The organism is Rhodococcoides fascians A44A (assembly GCF_000760735.1).
Classification (GTDB): domain Bacteria; phylum Actinomycetota; class Actinomycetes; order Mycobacteriales; family Mycobacteriaceae; genus Rhodococcoides; species Rhodococcoides fascians_E.
On the sequence record NZ_JMEX01000007.1, the window covers coordinates 1 to 20,613 of the forward strand.

Sequence of the window (20,613 nt, forward strand, 5' to 3'; positions counted from 1 at the left end):
TCACAGCACACCCCCGGGAACCACACGGTCCCCGGGGGTGTTCTGCATACCCGAACCAAAGAACACCCCCCACCGTGCAGGACCCCTGGGACACCGGTCGAGCACCCACCGGGAAACACCCCCCGAATGTGCGCTGACACCATCTCCACGCGCACAACAGGAGGGTGAATCCACCCCGTCCGCCAATCAGCGACACAGACGCTCACCCCAGTGCCGGACGCTCACCCCAGTGCTAGCACTACGCCGTGCATCCGACACAACGGCGAGCATCCGTCACGCAGGTCGAGCGAGGTCCTTTTGATACTCGTTCGTCCCGTTCTTCTTCGCTGTTCACGTCGACTTCATCGACAGGTCGATCTTTTGCGTCGGTAAGTATTCTTTGCAGCGGAACAGTCGGGGTATGCCGATGAATCCGCGAGGAGAAACCGTCGCCGCCGGGGTTCCGGAGGCTCTTGCTGCTGATATGACCATGGCGGAGCAGCACGATTGGATTCGTTCGTTTCTGAAGCGGAATCCTGTATCCCGGAGACGCTTTCTGGTTGGCTCGGCGGCGACTGCTGCGGCGGCTGCCGTTGGGAATGCAGCGTGGTCCGGTCGTGCGTATGCGCAGGATGCGCCGCTGGCGGTGGGTGGTCGTCACACGTCGTTCGGTGTGGATTCGGCCACGCAGCTTCGATTCTCGGCTCAGTTGTCGCGAAATCCCGGGGTGACGGGGGTGTTCCTCGATCATGGGCCGACTCCGGCGCTGGGGGCGACAACTGCAGCGGAGGTTCGTAATCTGGTCAGTCAGGTGCCGCAGACCGACGGCGGCATCCTCGGTGCCGAGCAGTTCTACGTTCACGTGCCCGTCGACGGTCTGGCTCCCAAGACTCCGCATTTCTATCGCTGGCGTACCAACGACGGCTACGTCAGTGATGTGCAGACGGTGTGGACAGCGTTGCCTCCAGGACGGAGTGCTCCGTTCCGCTTCACGATGATGGGCGATCAAGGTGTCGATGAAACACCCTCTCGGCCGCCGGGTCTGAAGGCAGGGGATTACGACGATCTGTACTACAAAGCCGACAACGAGCCATCTGTTCGTCATGCGGCGAACATCGTCGGGCAGATCGCGGCGCGCAGACCGGACTTTCATGTTTTGGCGGGCGACATCGCGTACGCGGATCCGTCGGGCGCCGGCCTCCCTGCTCAGTTCGCTCCCAGCGGGGTGACTCAGCCGAAAGGCTTCGACAAGTACAACCCTTTCGTGTGGGACGGCTACTTCGCCGCCATCGAGCGAAGTGCGGCGAGCACACCCTGGTTCTTCGCCACGGGTAACCACGACATGGAAGCGTTGTACGGTGCGAACGGGTACGGGGGACATGCGGCCAGGCTCGATCAACCCGAGAACGGTCCTGCAGGCTGCCCTTCGGTCTATTCGTTCGTGTACGGCAATGTCGCCGTGCTGTCGCTCGACGCCAACGATGTGTCGTACGAGATCAAGGCCAACACCGGCTACAGCGGCGGCAGGCAGAACACATGGGTGGAAAGGTCCCTTGCACGATTCAGGGCGGAGCCGAACATCGATTTCGTGGTGTGCTTCTTCCACCACTGTGCCTACTCGACTACCGAAGCCCATGCATCCGACGGTGGTGTTCGCGACGCATGGACGAAGTTGTTCGACCGCTACGAGGTGGATGTGGTTCTGCAAGGGCACAATCACGTGTTCGAACGAACCGACCCCATCCGGGCCGGCCATCCGACACGGACGGCGGCCGACCACGCCGTCGTGTATCCGAAGTCCGACGGGACGGTGTATTACACGGTAGGGGGTGGCGGCCGGCCTCGGTACACATTTCAGCCCTCCGAGCAGGAGACGTACAGAGGAAACGAGTTGCCGGACAACGCTGTTCCGAACAGCTACGTCTGGACGCCCGACGGTGAGAAGGCCACTGAAGCCGTCGGGTGGTCTCGGGTTCGCTTCAGAAACTACTCGTTCGTCTCCGTCGACGTCGCTCCCGGGATTCCCGGAATCACACCGAGCGAGATGAAGATTTCCGCGATCGACGAGTACGGCCGCGAGTTCGATCGCGTCACCTATCGGCGAGATGTCCCGATGAGCGGTGTGTTCGGTTCGTCCTGATCGAGGTCGTGGTTCGATTCCATGCGTTCGAGCACCCACAATGCAGCGCTCGGAACAGGTTCCACGATCACCACGTCGGTACGGAGGGCGAGCTGCCGAGCTGAGTCGCTGAGCGGACCGCCGCCGATGATCACTGCTTCGGCGCCCGCCGCGGCGGCGTCGTCGACCGCTGTGCCGAGTTCGTCCACGGTGGCGTCGAGATCTCGGGCGAGGACGAGCGGGTCGGAATCCGTCAGAAAGATTCCTGCGAAATCAGCATCGGGGCTGCAGTGTCGTACCAGCGTCCGCAACGACGGCTCCAACAGCGGTGTGGTGGTCGCGATGGCAAATCGTCGCCCTCCGCAAGCTGCTGTCGACACTGCGGCCTGCCCGATTCCGACGACGGGAATGTCGACGAGCTGCCGAAGGGCAGCGACTCCAGGATCTCCGAAGGCGCCGACGATCACCGCGCAGGGCCTGTGCACGTCGATACCGGAGAGCGCTGCAGCAACGGTGTGTTCGGCCGCCTCGTCGAGAGCTTCGGCGTCGACGATCATGCTCGGACCCGCCGCTGCGGTGACTCCGACGACGTAGTATCTCGATCCGTCCATAGCTTTCTCGGCAACCGCGACGAGCATGTCGGTGGTCGAGGCGTTGGTGTTGGGGTTGACCACCAGAATCGTGGGCACGCTGCTCATGAATCAATCATCCTCTGGCATGGGGTGTCCGAAGGTTTCTCGGGGGAACTGAACTGCGACGGCGCATACGACGAAGAGTGCGGTGAGAACGGCGAACATCGCGGGGACTCCTGAGCTGTCCAGTACCGCTCCGGCGATCAAGGGGAACAGACCACCCGAGAGAGAGCCGATGGCAAGGATGACGGAGGTGGCGAGTCCGCGAATGCGAGTCGGGTACTGCTCCGGGGCGAACAGCCAGATGGTGGTGTTCAGAACGATCACCGAGAAGTTGAAGAGTGCACCGAAGAACAACACCAGTCCGATGTCGGTGGCGAAGAAACCGAAACCGAGTGCCGCGGCGGTACCGAGGCTTGCACCGGCCGTCAGGGTGATCTTGCGGGGAAGCTTTCGCGCGATCAGGGCCGCGGTGACCGCGCCGATCAGGGAACCCGACTGCATGACGAGCGTGTACCAGAGTGCACTCGTGATCGACATCCCACGTTCGGTGAGAATGATGGGAATGAGCGTCAGCATGGAGATTTGCGCGGCGTACGACATGCAGACTGCGACACCCAAGGCGAGCGTGCTTCGGCGATAGCGCGCACCGAACATCTCGGTCCACCGAACCTTGGGGGCAGCCGTGTCCGCTGCGAGCGTTGTCTTGTCCAAATAGACCTCCTCGGAGCCGAGAATTCCGCGGAGCTTGCCTTGAGCAAGGCGGTTGATGACGGTGTTGGCCTCGTCGATTCGTCCGGTGGCCGCCAGGTATCGGGGAGTCTCCGGCAGTGACCTCCGATAGAACACCACTGCGAGTGCAGGCAGAACCAGCATGCCGAACAGCCATCGCCAGCGGTCCTCGCCGGTGAAGATGGCGAACACGATGACGCCGAAGAGAGGGGCGAGCATGTTGCCCAGTCCTGCCGCGGCGACGTTGATCAGCCCGACGGCTGTCCCTCGGTGCCGAGCCGAGAAGAACTCCGACAGCATGATGACCGCAACGGCTATTTCGCCGCCGAGTCCCAGGCCGACGAGGAACCGCGCCGCGACGAGAACTTCGTAGTTGGGCGCGACAGCGCACAGAAGCGATCCGAAGGCGAACACCAGAAGGTTGGCGCCCAACAGAGTTCGACGGCCGAGACGGTCCATGACGACACCTGCGAGAATGCGACCGAGGGCAACCGCTGTGAACGTAGCGGTGTTGAGCAACCCGATCTCGGTGCCCCCGAGGCCCCAGTCGGCGCGGAGGACCGGTCCGGAGATGCCGACGGCGTTCTGCTCGATGGCGTCGAAGAAGACGCCGAACAACACCATGGCGACGATCCCGATGTGAGCGGAGGTGAGGCCGATACGTGAGTACGCGGATTCGATCTGTGTGCCGAGTGTCGTTCGTTCGGCGGGTGAATCCTGTGGAGAGTTCATCGACGAGGGCAGGGTGCTCATCCCGGTGTGCCTTTCGCGGCTGGTGGTCGATGGATACCGTCGTTGGTATACCAAGTGATGAGCGAGAATCTACGGCCGGATGTCCGCTGTTGGGTTTCCGTTCTGTTAAACACATGTAAGAGCGGCGACTAGATGGCGTAACACGAGCTCGCTGGCGTCGCCGCGTGTTGGGCTGCATCATCGATTTCGGCACTTGGTATACCTGAGGTGGTGTTGCTGTTGGTGCTGGTACACATGGGCGAACAATGATGGAGGACAGTGCATGGAACAGGGTGCAGCGTCGGCGAGTTTGTCCCGCCGTGTGTTCGACGAGATTCGCGCGCGCATACTCGATGGACGAATCCCGGCCGGTGAACCCTTGCGCGAGCGGGATCTCAGTGCCGAACTCGATGTGTCCAGGGTGCCGATCCGTGAGGCGCTTCCTATGCTCGAGGCCGCCGGACTCGTTGCGTTGTCGCCGCGTCGACCCGCCGTCGTGACAATGGTGACGCGGAGCGGAGTGGACGAACTGTACGATCTGCGCTCAGCGCTGGAACCGCTCGCGGCCCGAAAGGCTGCGTCCGCGGTCGCGGTGGGTGCTGATGTGTCGGCGCTCGTCGGTGCGGTGACGCGCGCCGGAGATGCGTTGGACGCAGGCGACCTGCCGTCGTTCCATCGCGAGAGTGGCGGCATTCACGCCGCGATCGAATCACTCGCAGGCAACCGGCTTTTCGTCGTCATCATGGAACCTTTGCGGGAACGCAGCAACCGGCTCAACGTCGCGAACATGGAACGCGACCCCAGCGTCAGGCACAACGAACATCTCTCGTTGGTCGATGCGATAGCCGAAGGTAATCCCGAACTTGCTGCGGCCGTTGCGTACTCACACGTCGAATGGGGTCGGCAGCGCACATTCGAGACACTGTCCTCGGTTCCGGGATTCGATCCGACGGCGTGATGCCAGTGGGGCGTCACGGCCACCTCCCGACGACTGCATCGAGGTGTCAGGTTGCGACGAACCGTGCGTGAACCTCGGCGCGAATGACGATGTCCTGTGGTTTGGGTTCGAATCCGTCGTCGGGTGCGGCATAGGCTCGAGATGCGACCACATAGTCCTGATGGGATGCTGCTGCAACACCGAGGAGTCCCGGGTCCGCTATCGCACGGGCGCTGACCGTCGATCGGCCCACGCTGTGCGCGAACACCTCTGCCTTGCTCACTGCGTCCTGGACGGCACTCGCGCGGACTCGACGGGTGTTCTCGGCCGACGTCGCCTCGGTCAGCGACCAATCGAAGTGGCCGATGTCGACCCCGTCGAGCGCCGACACCGCATAGACGAACGCGTCGACCACGTCGATCTGGCTGAATTTCACCTCGATCGACGCAAGTGCCTGATAGACGTACGGCAACTGTTCCCCGTTGTGGTTGAACGGCCTGGACCGCGAGTGCCGCACTTGATCCAGAGCCCATGCGTCGATCGGGCCGCTCGAAGGGTTGTACAGCGGATCGATCAATCCGGTCAGCTCTCTGACCAGGCGGTGAGCAGGTTCGGCCGCAGCCTCGGCTGTGCGGCCGTCGGTTCGAACCGCCAGGGACACCGTGCATCGCTCCGGCGGGTACGTCGCCTGGCCTCGGCCGACGACCGTGATCTCGACAGGGTTCGACTCCATGATGGGAGTGTGGCACACAAGGGGTAGCGCTTCATTCGAGCGAACGACGCGTGTCTACCCGGCCCGCGGCGACATCCACGACCGGGGGATCGACGGGCGGTGCGAGGTTGGCGCAGAATGGGCGGCATGACCGCATCTGTGCGCCGACGATGGGTGCTGCATGTGGACATGGACCAGTTCATTGCGGCGGTGGAGGTGCTACGAAATCCCGAGCTGGCGGGGAAGCAGGTCGTGGTGGGCGGTAGGGGGGACCCGACCGAACGGGGAGTGGTGTCGACGGCCTCCTACGAGGCGCGGGCGTTCGGCGTCGGATCGGGGATGCCGTTGCGGGTCGCGTTCAAGAAGCTGCCCGACGCGATCTTCCTGCCGGTCGACGGGGAGGCATATACGGCGGCGTCGAACATCGTGATGGACGCACTCCGAAGCTTGAACGTGGTGGTCGAAGTGATGGGTTGGGACGAGGCGTTTCTCGGCGTCGAGACCGAGGATCCGGTGTCCTTCGCACGCAGGGTTCACGACACGGTGTTCGATGCGTCCGGGCTGCATTGTTCGGTCGGCATCGGGGACAACAAGTTACGCGCGAAGATTGCAACGGATTTCGGCAAGCCGCAGGGTATCTACACCTTGACGTCCGCCAACTGGTTCGAGGTGATGGGAGACCGCCCGACGGATGCGTTGTGGGGAATCGGGAAGAAGACCGCGAAGAAGCTTGCGAGTCTCGGTATCACCACGGTGTCGGAGTTGGCGGCAACCGACGATTCCGCGCTGGCAGCTGCGTTCGGTCCGAAAACCGGGCCGTGGATCGGAACCAAAGGGCGAGGGGTCGACCTGTCGCCGGTGTCCGCGGCGCCGTGGATTGCTCGTTCTCACAGCCGGGAAACCACGTTTCAGGAGAACCTGGAGGATTGGGAGGCGATCACCGAGGAGGTGAGGGCTCTGGCGCTGAAGGTGCGTGAGGACCTCGTCGCAGAGGACAGACCTGCTGTGCGGGTAACGCTGAAGGTGCGTTACGCGCCTTTCGAAACCCACACCACCACAGCTGCCCTCGACGGTCCGCCCACCTTCGACACACAGATCATTTCCGACGCGGCGGCCGCGTTGGTGCAGAGGTTGGACCACTCGCGCAAGGTACGCCTGATGGGCGTGCGCCTCGAGATGACGCCTCCCGCTGGTTCAGGCCCTGGCGAAGAGCGCGGGTGACGAGCCGGCGACCTGAACAACCTGGTTGCGGGACACCAGGTGTCGAAGATGCGCGGCAGCTTCGGACAGTGCGAGTGTCTTGTGGAACGGGGAGATGTCGCTCCAAGGTTTGTACCACTTCATGCGTTCGGCGACCTCCCAGACGGTGATCTCGTCGTCGGCGAATGCTTGACAGAGATGGTCGAGTCGTTCTTCGTGGTGCTCGATGAGTTCGCCCGCGCGCACTCCGACGTCGTCGATGCCTATTCCGTGGGAACCCAGTCCGCGCGTCACGTTCATGGACTGCACGTGGCGCAGCGAGTCGAAGAACTCTGCAAGCGCATCTCGCTCCTCGAGCGGGTAGACGAAGTTGCCGACGTGGGGTGTCGTCTTCTGCAGGACGTGATCGCCGGTGAACATGACGTCGGCGTCGGGCAGATGAAAGCACACGTGACCCGGGGTGTGGCCGGGGGTGAACACGGCCTGCAGATTCCGTCCGGTCAGCGCGATCGTTTCGCCGTCGCGAAGGATGCGATCGGGCGCCGAGTCGGGCCCGGTCGGCGGTTGCAGTTCGAGTTCCTCCCATGCGGCGATGTCGGCGTTCGGTGCGCCGGCGGCGGTCATGTTCGCGCGCTGGCGCTCGATCCACTCGGGGCCTCGCGGTGTCGTCATGTCCTCGAACTCTGCGTGGTCGGCCTCGTGCATCGCGATCCATGCTCCCGATGCCTCGCGGACGCGGCCGCACAGGCCGGTGTGATCAGGATGGAAGTGCGTCAGCACCACGCCCTCGACGTCGGTGATCGAGCGTCCGACGGCTTCCAAACCGGAGGTGAGGCCGGCCCAAGCGTTGTCGTCGTCCCATCCCGCGTCGACGAGGACCAGGCCGCCGGGAGACTCCATGGCGTAGACAAGCGTGTGGCCGAGCGGACTGTCGGTGATGGGGACGGGGATCTGGAGGATGCCGTCCCCGATCGCTGCTGCGTCGCTCATGCCTACCTCGTTGCTTGGTCCAAGTAATCAGTTCTTCTCTTCATACTGACCCCGGCGAGGAGCACAAGGGAAATCGGGGTACCGATCGAGAGCTCAGCGGCGACGCCACTCGATGGCCGGGCAGGTGTCCATCACCATGGGAACCCCGGCGGCGAGAGTCCGAGCGAAGGCGGCTTCGTCGATGACGCCCAGCTGAAACCACACGCCTTTCGCGCCCACCGCGACGGCCTCGTCGGCGAACCGACCTGCCTGCTCGGATCGACGGAACACGTCGACGACATCGATCGGAAACGGCACCTCGGCGAGCGTCGCGTATCCCTGTTCGCCGAGAACCGTCGGCGCGTCCGGGTGAATCGGGACGATACGTTTGCCTCTGCGTTGAAGGAGGGAAGCAATCTCGTAGGCGGTGCGCTGCGGATTACCGGACAGGCCCACGACGGCCCAGGTGTCGAGGTCGTCGAGCATCAGATTCACCGACTCGGATTCCCGCCAGGACGTCATGATCGCGACGCTACTCTTCGCCGTCGTCCGATCGCATCGGTGCACCACAACGCCCACACGATCAGCAGTGGCTGGAACAGCAACCGGACTCCGCGTGCGGCGTCGGTATCGAGGCCGAATGCATCGGTGTGTGTCAGGAACTGGCTGATGTTGCCTGGAAACACCGCCACGAAAAATGCTGCGACGATCCAGCCCACTGCCGGCCTGCGGACGAACACGAGCGCAAGCCCCAGGGCAATCTCGACGACGCCCGACGCGAGAACGACGAAGTCGGTGTCCAGAGGAACCCAGGTCGGTACCTGTGCGGCGAATTCTGTGCGCGCCCAGAACAGATGGCTGAAGCCTGCGAACATGAGGAATGCGCCGAGCAGTAGTCGAGCGATGGCCTTCATGACCACATGGTGCCAGGGTTCGTTCAGTTCGTGTGCAGTCGCGCGGCGAGGACGGCTCCCGCCGTACCCAGTGCCAGCACGACCGCCGCCACCACGAACGCGATGGAGTAGGAGTCACCGAGCGCTGGGGCGACGACGAGTGGACCCATGACCTGTCCGATGCCGTAGACGGTCGTCAGTGTTGCTGCAGTTCTCCCGATGGGCAGGCCGCCGGCCATGCCCATGGTCAGCATGGTGATGCCCATGAACGTGCCGCCGAAGAGAACTGCGGCGACGAGTGCGACCGCGGGACTGTCGCTGACTGCAGGCAGGATCGCGGACACGGTCTGTAGGCCGAATGCGGCGACGAGTGCTCGCGACGGTGTGACGCGTTGGGCGACCGCGTGCCACAGCACGGTTGCCGGAACTGCGGCGCACCCGACGACGATCCACACCGCGGGACCGACGGACGAGCTTCCGTGTCCGCCGACAGCGGCGACGAGGAAGGTGCCGACGATGATGTATCCGAGTCCTTCGAGGAAGTACGCAGCAAGCAGCACTCGCCAGATTCGGTGTTCGTGCGGCGAGGGCCCGACGTTGCCGCAGGGCCGCCTGGACTCGGCGCGAATTTCGAGCGCGAACGTAGGTGAGATCACGACGGCCGTCAGCGCGGCGGACGCAATCCACAATGCCTGCCACGAAAGATGGGGTGCTGCAACGAGAGTGAGAACACCGGACGCGGCGATTCCCGCTCCTACACCGCCGAACGCGATGCCGGGTGACGCGCCGACGTGCCGCGCGACGGTGCTGGCGCAGCCGAGGAACACGGCCGCGCTCGCCAGACCGGCGACGAACCTGAGTATCGAGAACACGAGGGTGCCGTCGGCGAACGCCATCGCGATCTCGCTGGCGACGAGCAGGGCGACCCAGGCGCGGAACGTCGTTGTGCTGTTGAGGGTGGGTCGGAGCGACAGGAGTATCGCTCCCACGAGGTAACCGGTGTAGTTGGCCGTCGCGATGACTGCGCCGCTGCTCGGCGTGACTCCGGCGGAGTCCACCATGATCGGTAGGAGCGGGGTAAAGACGAACCGGCCGACGCCCATGGCTGCGGCGAGTCCCGCGGCTGCTGTGAGTGAGACGCGGCGGCCACCTGCGATTCCGTTCACTCGGCTAACTATACGTGCGGGAGCAGATCACTCCGACGGCACGACGATGCCCTCTTTGAGTAGCCGTTTCACTACCACCAGCGCGCTGTCGGGGTCGAGACCGCGCATGTCCGCGACACGGCGGGGTTGTCCGTTGCGGAGATCGTCGAGTGCACCGGCGCACTCGTCGGGCAGGGATATCGTCTTGTCGCGAAGGCCGACGTGGACCCGTCCGTTGCTGCGGGTTATGCGTGGGGACAGCCCCTGCCTCCATTGGACCACGGAAGCAGCGTCGAGGGCGGCGATGAACGCGACCGTGCGCAGCGGATCGACCGGTGCCGGTCGAGTGATCGCGACCAGGCGCGCGGCCAATTCGTCGGCGATCGCACGGCGGGCATCCGGATCCGATCGGATGCGTTCCAATGCCGCTGCGACGTCGTCGAGTACGCGGTCCACGTGTGGTGCGGTCGAGTCCGGATCCGTCAGGTCCAGTCCCGCGGGCAATGGCTCGCGGATGCGCGCGTCGCCCTGGAGTGCGCTGAGAACGCGATGTGCGATGTCGTAGTTGTTGAACGACGCCACGCCGATGGTGAGATGAATCGTCGTGTCGCCCAATGCTTCCGCGGAATGAATCCATCCCCGTGGCAGATAGAGGACGTCACCGGGCGTCAGGATTGTGTCGAGGTACGGCGTGTTGCTGGCCTGCTTCTCGACGGCTTCGCGCCGGTCGGACCACGGTTGGTTCGATAAGGGATGCGTATGAACGGGAGGGTGAATCATCCACCGCTTCTCGCCACTGATCTGTAGGACGAACACATCGTGCACGTCGTAGTGCGGCGAGAATCCCGTCGAGGCGGCTGGGGTGATGTACGCGTTGACCTGACTGGGATGGCCGAGATCGTCGACCAGATCACGGGTGAAGTCGATCAGCGGCGGCCACAGGCGATGAAGTCCTTGCAACACCAGCGTGTGTCCGTCGGCGAATGCGGACAACACCGCGGACGAGTCGAGCTGATCCGGCATCTCGGCCCCGAAGCCGGCCGACGACGTGAACTCGGATTTGTCCAGCAGCGCGCCGTCCTTGGCCATCCGTGCGAAGGGAGTGCGGACGCCGCGGTGCGACACCAGCTCGTCGACGTCGGACGGAGTCAGCAGATCCTCGAATGTGCGGTCGAGTTCCGAGGCGCGGGTGAGCAACGGCGTGCGCCCCCACACCTCGTCGGAGAAAGCGCGCTCGGGAATGGAGATCAGACGACCGAGCGCGGACCGGAATTCCGGTCCGCGCTGGTCTGCGTGCATGTCGCTCAAGCCGAGCCGTCCGCACCGCCGTCGTGTCCGTTCGGGTTGGAACCGCCGTCCGCGGGTCCTTCACCCGGACCTGCGGTGCCGTCGGCTCCGCCGTCGTGGCCGTTGGGGTTGGATCCGCCGTCTGCGGGTCCTTCACCCGGGCCTGCGGTGCCGTCGGCTCCGCCGTCGTGGCCGTTGGGGTTGGATCCACCGTCAGCGGGGCCTTCTCCGCCGGATCCGCTGGTGGTGATGTCGTCGTCGTTGATGCTCATCGAAAACCTTCCGGTCGACCTGACTTCTGGAAACGAGGGGCTGTCCCCGCTCGAAGTCGTGGATTGACGGTTCGACGGGCTTCTAAACCCAGCGCTTATTCGGCCGGTGCGTCGCCCACGACTGCGGGACGGGCGATTGCCCAGCCGCCGAAGATCAGTGCGATTGCGAGCATCACCAGTCCGACCCACAGGTTGGCGCTGGTACCGACGCTCATGTCGACGACGTTGTTGGACGGCGACGAGTGGGTCTTGTTGCCGAAGACCGATGGAAACAGGCCGGCGAGGGTCAGCAGGATCCCGTAGATGCCGAGCAGTGCGCCGATGACGGAGCGGATGTCGAACAACCGCGCCACCAGGCCGGGATTCTTGTCGGGTGTAGTCATTTCCGGTTCTCCTCTAGTGGAAGACGATGTTGAGGACGACGACGAGGCCGAGCGCGAAGCCTGCCAGGGGAACCGGTCGCTTGTACCAGGGGTTCGTGGCGTCTTCGGGGTCGGTGAACATGTCTCGCGGAGTTTCCGAGTAGACGAATCCGACGAGTTCCTTCACCGGTTTCGGCTGTGTCACCATGCTGACGCCGATGCTGACCACGATGTCGACGACGAATGCAGCCGACGCCGCGACGAACGGCATGCCCTGTCCTGGAAGGTTGATCACGCCGACTTCGGACAGAATGAAGACGAGGACCGCTGCCGACGTGCCCGAGACAAGTCCGATCCATCCGGCTGCGGGCGTCATCTTCTTCCAGAACATACCGAGGATGAAGGTGGCGAACAGGGGAGCGTTGAAGAACCCGAACAGCGTCTGCAGGTAGTCCATCAAGTTGGAGTAGCCCGACGCGATGAGCGCGGTGAAGATCGCGAGAATCGTTGCGGCGACAGTCGCGACGCGACCGACGGTGATGTAGTAACCGTCCTCGCGGTTCTTGACGATGTATTGCTGCCACAGGTCGTAACTGAAGACGGTGTTGAAGGCGGAGATGTTCGCGGCCATACCTGCCATGAAGGCAGCCATCAAGCCGGCGACGGCCACGCCCAGTAGGCCGTTGGGGAGGATGTCTCGCATCATCAGCAGCATCGCGTCGTTGTACGTGATGTCGCCGGTTCCGTTCTCCTTCAGGTTGATCATGTCCCCGATCGCGGCGGCAGCGATCATGCCGGGGACCACGACGACGAAGGGCACCAGCATCTTCGGGATCGCACCGATGATCGGTGCGCGCCGCGCTGCGGACATCGAGCTCGACGCCATCGCGCGCTGTACCTCGACGAAGTTGGTCGTCCAGTATCCGAAGGACAGGACGAATCCGAGACCGAACACGATGCCGATCACGGACAGGATCGGTGAGTCGAACCCGCTCAGCGCTTGCCCCGGCCACGACGAGAGTTGTTCTCCCGCCGACGCAGTGACGGTGCCGTCGGTGACCGTCGGTACGACTTTGTCCTTGAGGCCGGACCACCCGCCGATCTTGATCAAACCGATCACCGTCAGCGGAACCAGGGCGGCGAGGATGACGAAGAACTGCAGCACCTCGTTGTAGATCGCTGCGGAGAGGCCACCGAGGACGGTGTAGGTGAGCACGATGGCTGCGGCCACGATGAGTGAGACCCACAGCGACCATCCGAGAAGGACTTTCACGACGGTGGCCAGCAGGAACAGGTTGACGCCCGCGATGAGAATCTGTGCGACGGCGAAACTGATGGCGTTGACGAGGTGGGCTTTGGTGTCGAATCGTTTGCGCATGAACTCGGGGACGCTGCGCACCTTGGAGCCGTAGTAGAACGGCATCATCACGATGCCGAGGAACAGCATCGCGGGGATCGCACCGATCCAGTAGTAATGCATGGTGGCGAGGCCCAGCTGGGCGCCGTTCGCGGACATGCCCATGATCTCGACGGCGCCGAGGTTCGCGGACACGAAGGCGATGCCGGTGACCCACGCGGGGAGTCTGCGTCCCGAAAGGAAGAAGTCCAAGCTGGTGGAGAGCTGTCGGCGGGCGACGTAGCCGATCCCGAGAACGAACACGAAGTACACGGCGATGAGCACGTAGTCCAGCGCGTTCGTGTTGAACGAAAGCACGCCTTCTGCCGCAAGAGTCGACGTCACGCGTCAACCTCCCTGGTTGAGTGAGCTGGCTCACTGGTGTGAGCGATGTGAACACAAAGTAACAGGTTCAAACAATTACGTACATCCGTTCCCGCATTTGTGTCCGGTTCTGTTTGGTAATGTTCGATTCATCAAGGTCGCTGGTGCACCGATTCAGTCGTGCCCCGAAATCAGAGGTAGGTGCCGATGCTGGCAGCGGAACGACACTCCGCGATCCTGGCGGCGCTGCATACCGACGGCGCAGTCAAGGTGGTCGAACTGGCCGATCTCCTGGGCGTCTCGGAGATGACGATCCGGCGTGATCTGGACGTTCTGGACGAGCGTCAAGTGCTGCGCAAGGTCCACGGCGGTGCGATCGTGCGAGGGAACCGAGGTATCGAGCCACCGTCGACGGCGAAGGCAGCTCGGCAGCACGGCGAGAAGGTCGCTATCGGCCGTGCCGCCCTCGGAGCAGTCGAGGATGGAATGACCATCGCCGTCAGTGCCGGCACGACGACGCTGGAACTGGCGAGACTGCTCAGGGGCCGCGACGCCATCACTGTTGTCACCAACTCGATTTCGATCTTTCAGGAGCTCACCGGGCACCCCGACGAGCCCAATCCTGTCGTCTACCTCACCGGCGGCTCACGCACCCCGTCGGACGCGCTCGTCGGGCCGATCGCCAACGCAGCTCTCGACGTGTTCCGTGTCGACGCAGTATTCCTCGGTGTGCACGGTTTCGACATCGAATCCGGCTTGACCACACCGAACATCGCCGAGGCCGAGACCAATCGTCGGCTCATCGCAACCAGCCGACGATTGTTCGTGTTGGCGGACAACACCAAGTATCGAGAAGTGGGCACCAACGTGTTCGGGCGAATGTCGGACATCGACACACTCGTCGTCGACGACGGTCTCGACGTGGCCGACAGGGCCGCGCTGGCGCCACACGTGGAGAACATCCTGGTAGCCGAGACGGAGAAATCATGACCACGCAGCACCCCGTTCGAGCCGATCTCGCCGACGGCCGGGAGATCCTCTTCTTCTCGTTGCCCGGCCACGTCGCTCACCCGGTTCCGGACGTTCGGCCTCTGGCCGCGCGACCGAACGGGGCGCAGTCGGAGGTACGGCGTGACCGTCAGACCGGTGATTGGGTTGCGATCGCGGCGTTGCGGCAGGACCGTACGTACAAGCCGCCCGCGGATCAGTGCCCTCTGTGTCCGTCGCCGGGCGGAGACCGAAGTGAAGTTCCCGCAGCGGATTACGACGTGGTCGTGTTCGAGAATCGCTTTCCGAGCCTGTCGCACGCAGGCCCCGATGCACCGATTCTGCACGACGGTGATCTGCAGGCTCCCGGAATCGGGCGCTGCGAGGTCATCTGCTTCTCCAGTGATCACACCGCGTCCTTCGCTGATCTGTCTCACGACCATGCACGTCTTGTCGTCGACGTGTGGGGCGAGCGAACCGCAGATCTGTTGGGACGCGACGGTATCGAACAGGTCTTCTGTTTCGAGAACCGAGGGGAGGACATCGGCGTCACGTTGTCTCATCCGCACGGGCAGATCTACGGGTACCCGTACCTGACGCCGCGGACGACGTCGATGCTGCGTCAGGCTCGCGAGTTCGCCGCGGTCCACGGACGCAACTTGTTCGCCGACATTCTCGGGCAGGAGATCGCCGACGGTCGTAGGGTGCTGGTGTCCGGCGAGCACTTCACGGCATTCGTTCCGTTCGCGGCTCGCTGGCCCGTCGAGGTGCACATCTACCCGAATCGACACGTCCACAGTCTGTTGGATCTGACCGAGGACGAACTCGACTCGCTGACCGATGTCTACCTCGACGTTCTGGGCCGTTTCGACAGGATGTATCCGGCACCGCTGCCGTACATCTCGGCCCTGCACCAGTATCGGTCCGACGGAATCCAGGCGGACGGGTACTTTCACATCGAGCTGATGTCGGTCCGACGGTCGGAGACCAAACTCAAGTACCTGGCCGGATCCGAATCGGCCATGGACGCGTTCATCACCGACGTCACCCCCGAGCAGATGGCCGACAGATTGAAGGCATTGTGACCACGCACACGGCGTACGCGCCCGGGCGGATCAACCTGATCGGCGAGCACACCGATTACAACCTCGGTTTCGCGATGCCCATCGCGCTCGAGGAACGCACCACGGTGACGTTCGAGCCGGACGGGTCGGACCGAATCACGCTGGCCAGCGACGAAGAGGGCGTCGGTTCCGCGTTCGACGTGACCGCGCAGCCCGGCGACGTCGACGGCTGGGCGTCCTACGCGGCCGGTGTGGTCTGGGCGCTCGCGCAGGCGGGACACCCCGTCGTCGGAGGCGCGATGAGCGTTCACAGCGACGTGCCCATCGGAGCGGGTCTGTCCTCCTCGGCGGCCCTCGAATGCGCCGTGCTCCTGAGTATGAACGCGGCCACCGGAACCGAACTCGACCGTCTGGACGTCGCACGGCTCGCGCAGCGCGGTGAGAACGATTTCGTCGGTGCGCCGACGGGCCTGATGGATCAGTTGGCGTCTCTGGGCGGCGAGGTCGACCGGGCGCTGCTCATCGACTTCGAGACCTCGTCCGTCGAACCGGTTGCGTTCGAGCTCGACGCGCACGATCTGGTGCTGCTGGTCGTCAATTCCAATGCAGCGCATCAGCACTCGACCGGGGAGTACCGGGCACGTCGCGAGTCGTGTACCCGCGCGGCGCGGGAACTGGGCGTCGACTCGCTGCGAGAGGTGCAGGGCGAGGACGTTCTGGAGCGGATCGGGGATTCGGTCGACCGGGCGAGAGTTCGTCACGTCCTCAGCGAGAATCAACGCGTACTCGAGTGCGCGAAAGCCATGGCGAGCGGTGACTTTCGTCGAGTCGGAACTCTGATGGACCAGTCCCACGCCTCGATGCGCGACGACTTCGAGATCACCACACCCCACATCGATCTCATCGCCGAATCACTCGGTGTACACGGAGCTCTCGGCGCACGCATGACCGGGGGCGGCTTCGGAGGATGCGTGATCGCACTCGTTCCGGCACCCGACGTCGACCGCATCACCACATCGGTGACGTCCGACATCGCCGAGCGGGGTTTCCCGGACCCGACGATCTTCACCGCCCGGGCCGGAGCGGGCGCGTCGGTGTGCGCGGAAATGTAGGCGGTAGCCTACATTTCCCCGCACAAAGGGATGGTGGACAGCAGCGCGGCGATATCGTCGGTGGCTGGTAGGCGGTCGACGAGAGCGGCGAGTCGGTCGGCATCGGTCGAGCCGATGAGCCGTGCGATCTTGCCGTGGACGGCGTCGTAGTCCATCGGGAAATGGTCGACGTCGCCGACGGGATTGGGTGTGGAGGCGCTGACGACGTCGCCGCTGCGCAGCACCACCGTCACCTCGGCGGCCCGTCGCTGGGGGAGCAGGACGTCCAATTCGTCGGCCGAGTTCACGCTGACGCGGGCGCTGAATCGCCCGGCCTCGCGGAACGTTCGCCCGTCGGGATCGAGGGCCTCGCTGTCGATCGCGTCGCTGACGAACGCCGCAGCAACGACGAAGGGCAACGAGAACATGGCACCGAGGCGCGTGTTCGGGTGTCGCTGGAACAACGGCTCGGCGAGTGAATGAGTGCGCACCCGGACCGATTCGACGTCGTCGGCTGTCCAGGATGCGGTCGACCGCAGACTTTGTACGGCGTCGACGGCCGCGTGCGTGTAGGAGCAGCTTGCATGCTGTTTCGCATATCCCTCGAGCGTGAGCCACCGATCGCCGAGCCCCTCCGTGAGACGATCCAGATCGAGCGTGCCCACGATGTCACCGAGTGTGTGCGCCACGGCACCGGAGTTGTGCACGAGGCCGGCGGACGCCAGTCGCGATGCGTCGAGCCCAGCTCGTACGGCCCCGGCCATCCACAAGTTTCGCGCGAAGTTCCCGTCGAGCACGACGGCCCACGGGGCAACGTGCACGAGGGCCGACGACGCATCGATCGCTGCGGCAACGCGGTTCGTGTCGGCTCCGCGGATCGAAGCGGCGGCGGCGGCGGCTCCCGTCGCGCCCCAGTGGCCGTGCGTATGCCAGCGAGGGTCGCGGGTGAGTGCGTAACCGAAGCGGGCAGCCACCTCGTATCCCGCCAGGACTGCGGCCAGGAACGCCTGACCGTCGACCGCAGCAGGGGACAGGCGCGCCGCCGCGATGGCGGCCGGAACGACGTGGGCAGCAGGATGCCCCGCCGCATACTTGTTCCCCTCGTCGAGTTCGAGACAGCACGACGCGATGGCGTCGAGTTCTGCGGCCGACTCGACGGTGGTGGCGTTCGTGCTCCCCAGCGGGATCGTTCTGCCGGCGTCCGTGTGCCAGGCCGACGTCAGTGCCTTCATCTCGCTCGTGCGTGCACCAGCGACGGTGACACCGAGGAGGTCCAGGAGGATCGTCCGGCCTCGGTCGGCAAGTGCAGGCGGAAGCCCGCCATCGCGTAGATGGCACACCATGATCGCCAGTTGCTCGTTGCGTTCCGCTGAAAGAAACGTAGTCTCATCGGTCATCTTCGAACCGTACGAAGTAGATTACGGTCTGTCCAGGGACGATCTGCGGTGCTAGCCTGAGTTTTACCGCAACCCTCTTCGCAATTGTGTTTCGTTGAGCGGAACGGTCATCGAAGACGTAGAGCTCGATCGAAGGAGACAAGGCGATGCCCGATCAACTCCTCCAGGCCGTTCAGGCCGGGGTGCAGATCGTCGACCTGGGAAGGCAACTGCGGGTAGGAATGCCGCAATCTCCCAACCATCCGCAGTTCTGGCACACGTTGCCCAGGCGGCACGGTGACATGACGCGGTCCGACGGTGGCAGTGCCGCCAACGACATGATCACGACGGGTACGCACGTCGGAACACATATCGACGCACTCGCGCACGTGTCGCACGACGGGAAGTTGCATGGGGGTGCCGATGCCGGCCAGTCGTGCCTCGGCGGGAAGTATGTCGAGCACGGTGTCCATACGATCGCTCCGATGATGCGGCGCGGCGTTCTGTTGGACATCCCCGCGGTGCTCGGGGTCGGCCGATGCGACGGCGGTTACGAGATCACGGTCGCAGACCTGGACGCAGCATGTGACGCCGAGGGAATCGAGGTGACCGAAGGTGACGTCGTCTTGATCCGGAGCGGCTGGGGACAGCTCTTCGACGAGGGGCAGGCCTACGTCGGCGGACCGTCCGGCGTGCCGGGAGTCGGTGAAGCCGGCGCGCAGTGGCTCGCTGCCAGAAAGATTCACGCTGCCGGAGCAGACACGATTGCGTTCGAGCGACTCGCGCCGGGTGGCGGCCACGCCCTGTTGCCTGCGCACCGAGTGCTGCTCGTCGAGAGCGGCATCTACATCGTCGAGGCACTCGATCTCGAAGAGCTGTCGGCGAAGAAGACGTTCGAGTTCACGTTCGTTCTCGTGCCATTGAACATCTTCGGCGCAACCGGATCTCCGGTCCGTCCGCTGGCGGTGAGCAACGCATGACCGATTCGACCTTGGCGCAGCACATCGCGCGGTTCGCGGCGAACACCGATGTCGACGACCTGCCCGACGATGTGGTCAGCAGTGTCGGCATGCGCGTTCTGGACACGTTGGGCATCGCGATTGCCGCGACGGACCTCGACACGTCTCGGGCGGCCATCGCCTGGGCAACCGAGCAGGGCGGTGCGGCAGCCGCTTTCGCAATCGGGGTCGAGAGCGCACTGCCAGGACCGATGGCGGCGTTCGTCAACGGGGTCCTCGCCCACTCGCTCGACTTCGACGACACCCATCTGCCGTCGATCCTGCACCCCAGTGCCAGCGTCGTCCCCGCAGCTCTGGCCGCCGCTCAGCAGCACGGCGCCGACGGAAGAACCCTGGTCCGCGGCATCGCCATCGGGCTGGAAGTCTGTGTTCGACTCGGTATGGCGGGATTCGATCCCGAAACGAAGAACTCTGTGTTCTTCGAACACGGCCAACATGCGACGTCGATCTGCGGCGCGATGGGCGGCGCCGTCGCGGCGGCGGTCATAGGCGGGGCATCGGAGGACACGATCGTCGACACTCTCGGAATCGCCGCGTCGATGGCGTCGGGAATCATCGAGGCGAACCGCACCGGTGGAACCGTCAAGCGCATGCATTGCGGGTGGGCGGCGCATTCCGCACTTGCCGCGGCAGGTCTCGCGCGACACGGGATCACGGGCCCTCCGACCGTGTTGGAAGGTCGATTCGGGTTCTACGAAGCGTGGCTGCACCAGCCTGCCAGGGCCTCCGAGATCGTCGACGGTCTCGGCGAGGAGTGGGCGGTTCCGGCCATCTTCTTCAAGCCGTACCCAGCGAATCACTTCACGCACGCCGCTGTCGACGCAGGTGCCGCGCTTCGCCGACGCGGGATCACGCCGTCGGATGTCACGAAGTTGGTTCTCGGTGTGCCCGCGGCGAATCTGCGGACCATCGGTGAACCCATCGACGTCAAGCGCACGCCCACAACGGGGTACATGGCGCAGTTCAGCGGACCGTATGCAGTGGCCGTCGGTATGTTCGGCGGCGGCGGTCTCGGCGCCGCGCTCGAGGACTACTCGGACGCCCACGCCAACGCGGCGGATCGTCGCGACTTGATGGCCAAGGTCGACGTCGTGCCGGATCCGCAGTGCGACGCCATCTTTCCGCATCAGTTCCCGGCGGTGCTGACGGCGACGCTGACGGATGGATCGACCGTGGTGGAGGAGGTCCTCACTACCCGCGGTGGTCCGCAGCGGCCGTTGTCCTTCGACGAGGTGTCGGCGAAGTTCCGCGCGAACGCCGGGCCGTACTTGTCGGAATCGGAGCTGATGGAACTCGCCACTCGGTGTCAGGCTTTGTCCGAGCTCACCGATGTCGGAACGCTGCTCGAGCCGTTGACTCGGGTGGTCTGATCTCCGGTGGCACGG

20 protein-coding genes are annotated in these 20,613 nt (G+C 64.3%); 8 read left to right on the plus strand and 12 right to left on the minus strand.

The features are described 5' to 3' along the window. Positions 1-379: 379 nt before the first annotated feature. The gene (locus BH95_RS10460; protein ID WP_371828314.1) at positions 380-2,119 is read left to right on the plus strand and encodes a metallophosphoesterase family protein; all 1,740 of its coding nucleotides are present in this window, start codon (positions 380-382) and stop codon (positions 2,117-2,119) included. Here BH95_RS10460 and BH95_RS10465 read toward each other — a convergent pair. Together BH95_RS10465 and BH95_RS10470 are read right to left on the minus strand one after the other, a co-directional pair. Next, positions 2,074-2,796, minus strand: a complete 723-nt coding sequence (locus BH95_RS10465; RefSeq protein ID WP_037182002.1) for an aspartate/glutamate racemase family protein — start codon at positions 2,794-2,796, stop codon at positions 2,074-2,076. The genes BH95_RS10460 and BH95_RS10465 overlap by 46 nt on opposite strands. Before the next feature lie 3 nt (positions 2,797-2,799). Next, on the minus strand, positions 2,800-4,215 hold the full coding sequence (locus BH95_RS10470) for an MFS transporter (protein ID WP_019667661.1): 1,416 nt from the start codon (positions 4,213-4,215) through the stop codon (positions 2,800-2,802). Positions 4,216-4,477: 262 nt separating this feature from the next. Between BH95_RS10470 and BH95_RS10475 the strand changes: the two genes are divergently transcribed. Further along, positions 4,478-5,152 (plus strand): GntR family transcriptional regulator, encoded by a 675-nt coding sequence (locus BH95_RS10475; protein WP_019667662.1) that lies wholly within the window; start codon positions 4,478-4,480, stop codon positions 5,150-5,152. Positions 5,153-5,198: 46 nt separating this feature from the next. Here the strand turns inward: BH95_RS10475 and BH95_RS10480 are convergent, their stop codons facing one another. Then, positions 5,199-5,864 carry an SIMPL domain-containing protein gene (locus BH95_RS10480; RefSeq protein ID WP_037182005.1) on the minus strand — a complete coding sequence of 222 codons (666 nt, stop codon included), beginning with the start codon at positions 5,862-5,864 and terminating at the stop codon, positions 5,199-5,201. Between the two features lie 126 nt (positions 5,865-5,990). Here BH95_RS10480 and BH95_RS10485 point away from each other — a divergent pair, with 126 nt between their 5' ends. Next, positions 5,991-7,064: a DNA polymerase IV gene (locus BH95_RS10485; protein ID WP_026348231.1), complete on the plus strand. Its 1,074-nt coding sequence runs from the start codon at positions 5,991-5,993 to the stop codon at positions 7,062-7,064. Here the strand turns inward: BH95_RS10485 and BH95_RS10490 are convergent. The 8 genes from BH95_RS10490 to BH95_RS10525 form a co-directional block, all read right to left on the minus strand. Then, positions 7,038-8,033 carry an MBL fold metallo-hydrolase gene (locus BH95_RS10490; protein WP_033187982.1) on the minus strand — a complete coding sequence of 332 codons (996 nt, stop codon included), beginning with the start codon at positions 8,031-8,033 and terminating at the stop codon, positions 7,038-7,040. The two genes, BH95_RS10485 and BH95_RS10490, sit on opposite strands and share 27 nt — an antisense overlap. Positions 8,034-8,126: 93 nt before the next feature. Next, the gene (locus BH95_RS10495) at positions 8,127-8,534 is read right to left on the minus strand and encodes a CoA-binding protein (RefSeq protein WP_371828315.1); all 408 of its coding nucleotides are present in this window, start codon (positions 8,532-8,534) and stop codon (positions 8,127-8,129) included. Next, a complete protein-coding gene (locus BH95_RS10500) occupies positions 8,531-8,926 on the minus strand; it encodes a DoxX family protein (RefSeq protein WP_037160248.1) in 396 nt (131 codons plus the stop codon). The genes BH95_RS10495 and BH95_RS10500 overlap by 4 nt, the downstream gene beginning before the upstream one ends. Positions 8,927-8,949: 23 nt before the next feature. After that, entirely contained in the window at positions 8,950-10,071 is a 1,122-nt protein-coding gene (locus BH95_RS10505; protein WP_037182010.1) for a YbfB/YjiJ family MFS transporter, read from the minus strand. A 27-nt stretch (positions 10,072-10,098) separates the two neighbouring features. Next, complete coding sequence (locus tag BH95_RS10510; protein WP_037182011.1) at positions 10,099-11,349, minus strand: cupin domain-containing protein; 1,251 nt, start codon at positions 11,347-11,349, stop codon at positions 10,099-10,101. A gap of 5 nt (positions 11,350-11,354) precedes the next feature. Next, a complete protein-coding gene (locus BH95_RS10515; protein ID WP_019667678.1) occupies positions 11,355-11,609 on the minus strand; it encodes a hypothetical protein in 255 nt (84 codons plus the stop codon). A gap of 95 nt (positions 11,610-11,704) precedes the next feature. Next, on the minus strand, positions 11,705-11,992 hold the full coding sequence (locus tag BH95_RS10520) for a hypothetical protein (RefSeq protein ID WP_037182014.1): 288 nt from the start codon (positions 11,990-11,992) through the stop codon (positions 11,705-11,707). 13 nt (positions 11,993-12,005) lie between these two features. Beyond that, the gene (locus BH95_RS10525; RefSeq protein ID WP_371828052.1) at positions 12,006-13,712 is read right to left on the minus strand and encodes a sodium:solute symporter family protein; all 1,707 of its coding nucleotides are present in this window, start codon (positions 13,710-13,712) and stop codon (positions 12,006-12,008) included. Between the two features lie 186 nt (positions 13,713-13,898). On the opposite strand from BH95_RS10525, the gene BH95_RS10530 reads away from it, so the two are divergent. Genes BH95_RS10530 through BH95_RS10540 form a run of 3 tightly spaced genes read left to right on the plus strand, consistent with a single transcriptional unit; the run spans position 13,899 to position 16,854 of the window. Then, positions 13,899-14,681, plus strand: a complete 783-nt coding sequence (locus tag BH95_RS10530; RefSeq protein ID WP_033187971.1) for a DeoR/GlpR family DNA-binding transcription regulator — start codon at positions 13,899-13,901, stop codon at positions 14,679-14,681. After that, positions 14,678-15,763: a galactose-1-phosphate uridylyltransferase gene (gene galT / locus BH95_RS10535; protein WP_033187970.1), complete on the plus strand. Its 1,086-nt coding sequence runs from the start codon at positions 14,678-14,680 to the stop codon at positions 15,761-15,763. The genes BH95_RS10530 and galT overlap by 4 nt, the downstream gene beginning before the upstream one ends. Further along, complete coding sequence (locus tag BH95_RS10540) at positions 15,760-16,854, plus strand: galactokinase (protein WP_037182016.1); 1,095 nt, start codon at positions 15,760-15,762, stop codon at positions 16,852-16,854. The genes galT and BH95_RS10540 overlap by 4 nt, the downstream gene beginning before the upstream one ends. 8 nt (positions 16,855-16,862) lie before the next feature. Here BH95_RS10540 and BH95_RS10545 read toward each other — a convergent pair whose 3' ends face one another. After that, positions 16,863-18,230, minus strand: coding sequence for an MmgE/PrpD family protein (locus BH95_RS10545; RefSeq protein WP_052060014.1), 1,368 nt, complete (start codon positions 18,228-18,230; stop codon positions 16,863-16,865). Positions 18,231-18,376: 146 nt separating this feature from the next. Between BH95_RS10545 and BH95_RS10550 the strand changes: the two genes are divergently transcribed. Both BH95_RS10550 and BH95_RS10555 read left to right on the plus strand, forming a co-directional pair. Then, on the plus strand, positions 18,377-19,189 hold the full coding sequence (locus tag BH95_RS10550; protein ID WP_020112694.1) for a cyclase family protein: 813 nt from the start codon (positions 18,377-18,379) through the stop codon (positions 19,187-19,189). Beyond that, complete coding sequence (locus BH95_RS10555) at positions 19,186-20,598, plus strand: MmgE/PrpD family protein (protein ID WP_037182019.1); 1,413 nt, start codon at positions 19,186-19,188, stop codon at positions 20,596-20,598. Before BH95_RS10550 ends, BH95_RS10555 begins: the two co-directional genes overlap by 4 nt. Positions 20,599-20,613 lie beyond the last annotated feature (15 nt).

Excerpts from the sequence above, each read along its gene's own strand:
- BH95_RS10465 (WP_037182002.1), bottom strand. The coding sequence starts at position 2,796 with ATGAGCAGCGTGCCCACGATTCTGGTGGTCAACCCCAACACCAACGCC.
- BH95_RS10470 (WP_019667661.1), bottom strand. The coding sequence starts at position 4,215 with ATGAGCACCCTGCCCTCGTCGATGAACTCTCCACAGGATTCACCCGCC.
- BH95_RS10475 (WP_019667662.1), top strand. The coding sequence starts at position 4,478 with ATGGAACAGGGTGCAGCGTCGGCGAGTTTGTCCCGCCGTGTGTTCGAC.
- BH95_RS10480 (WP_037182005.1), bottom strand. The coding sequence starts at position 5,864 with ATGGAGTCGAACCCTGTCGAGATCACGGTCGTCGGCCGAGGCCAGGCG.
- BH95_RS10485 (WP_026348231.1), top strand. The coding sequence starts at position 5,991 with ATGACCGCATCTGTGCGCCGACGATGGGTGCTGCATGTGGACATGGAC.
- BH95_RS10490 (WP_033187982.1), bottom strand. The coding sequence starts at position 8,033 with ATGAGCGACGCAGCAGCGATCGGGGACGGCATCCTCCAGATCCCCGTC.
- BH95_RS10495 (WP_371828315.1), bottom strand. The coding sequence starts at position 8,534 with ATGACGTCCTGGCGGGAATCCGAGTCGGTGAATCTGATGCTCGACGAC.
- BH95_RS10500 (WP_037160248.1), bottom strand. The coding sequence starts at position 8,926 with ATGAAGGCCATCGCTCGACTACTGCTCGGCGCATTCCTCATGTTCGCA.
- BH95_RS10510 (WP_037182011.1), bottom strand. The coding sequence starts at position 11,349 with ATGCACGCAGACCAGCGCGGACCGGAATTCCGGTCCGCGCTCGGTCGT.
- BH95_RS10515 (WP_019667678.1), bottom strand. The coding sequence starts at position 11,609 with ATGAGCATCAACGACGACGACATCACCACCAGCGGATCCGGCGGAGAA.
- BH95_RS10520 (WP_037182014.1), bottom strand. The coding sequence starts at position 11,992 with ATGACTACACCCGACAAGAATCCCGGCCTGGTGGCGCGGTTGTTCGAC.
- BH95_RS10530 (WP_033187971.1), top strand. The coding sequence starts at position 13,899 with ATGCTGGCAGCGGAACGACACTCCGCGATCCTGGCGGCGCTGCATACC.
- galT (WP_033187970.1), top strand. The coding sequence starts at position 14,678 with ATGACCACGCAGCACCCCGTTCGAGCCGATCTCGCCGACGGCCGGGAG.
- BH95_RS10545 (WP_052060014.1), bottom strand. The coding sequence starts at position 18,230 with ATGACCGATGAGACTACGTTTCTTTCAGCGGAACGCAACGAGCAACTG.
- BH95_RS10550 (WP_020112694.1), top strand. The coding sequence starts at position 18,377 with ATGCCCGATCAACTCCTCCAGGCCGTTCAGGCCGGGGTGCAGATCGTC.
- BH95_RS10555 (WP_037182019.1), top strand. The coding sequence starts at position 19,186 with ATGACCGATTCGACCTTGGCGCAGCACATCGCGCGGTTCGCGGCGAAC.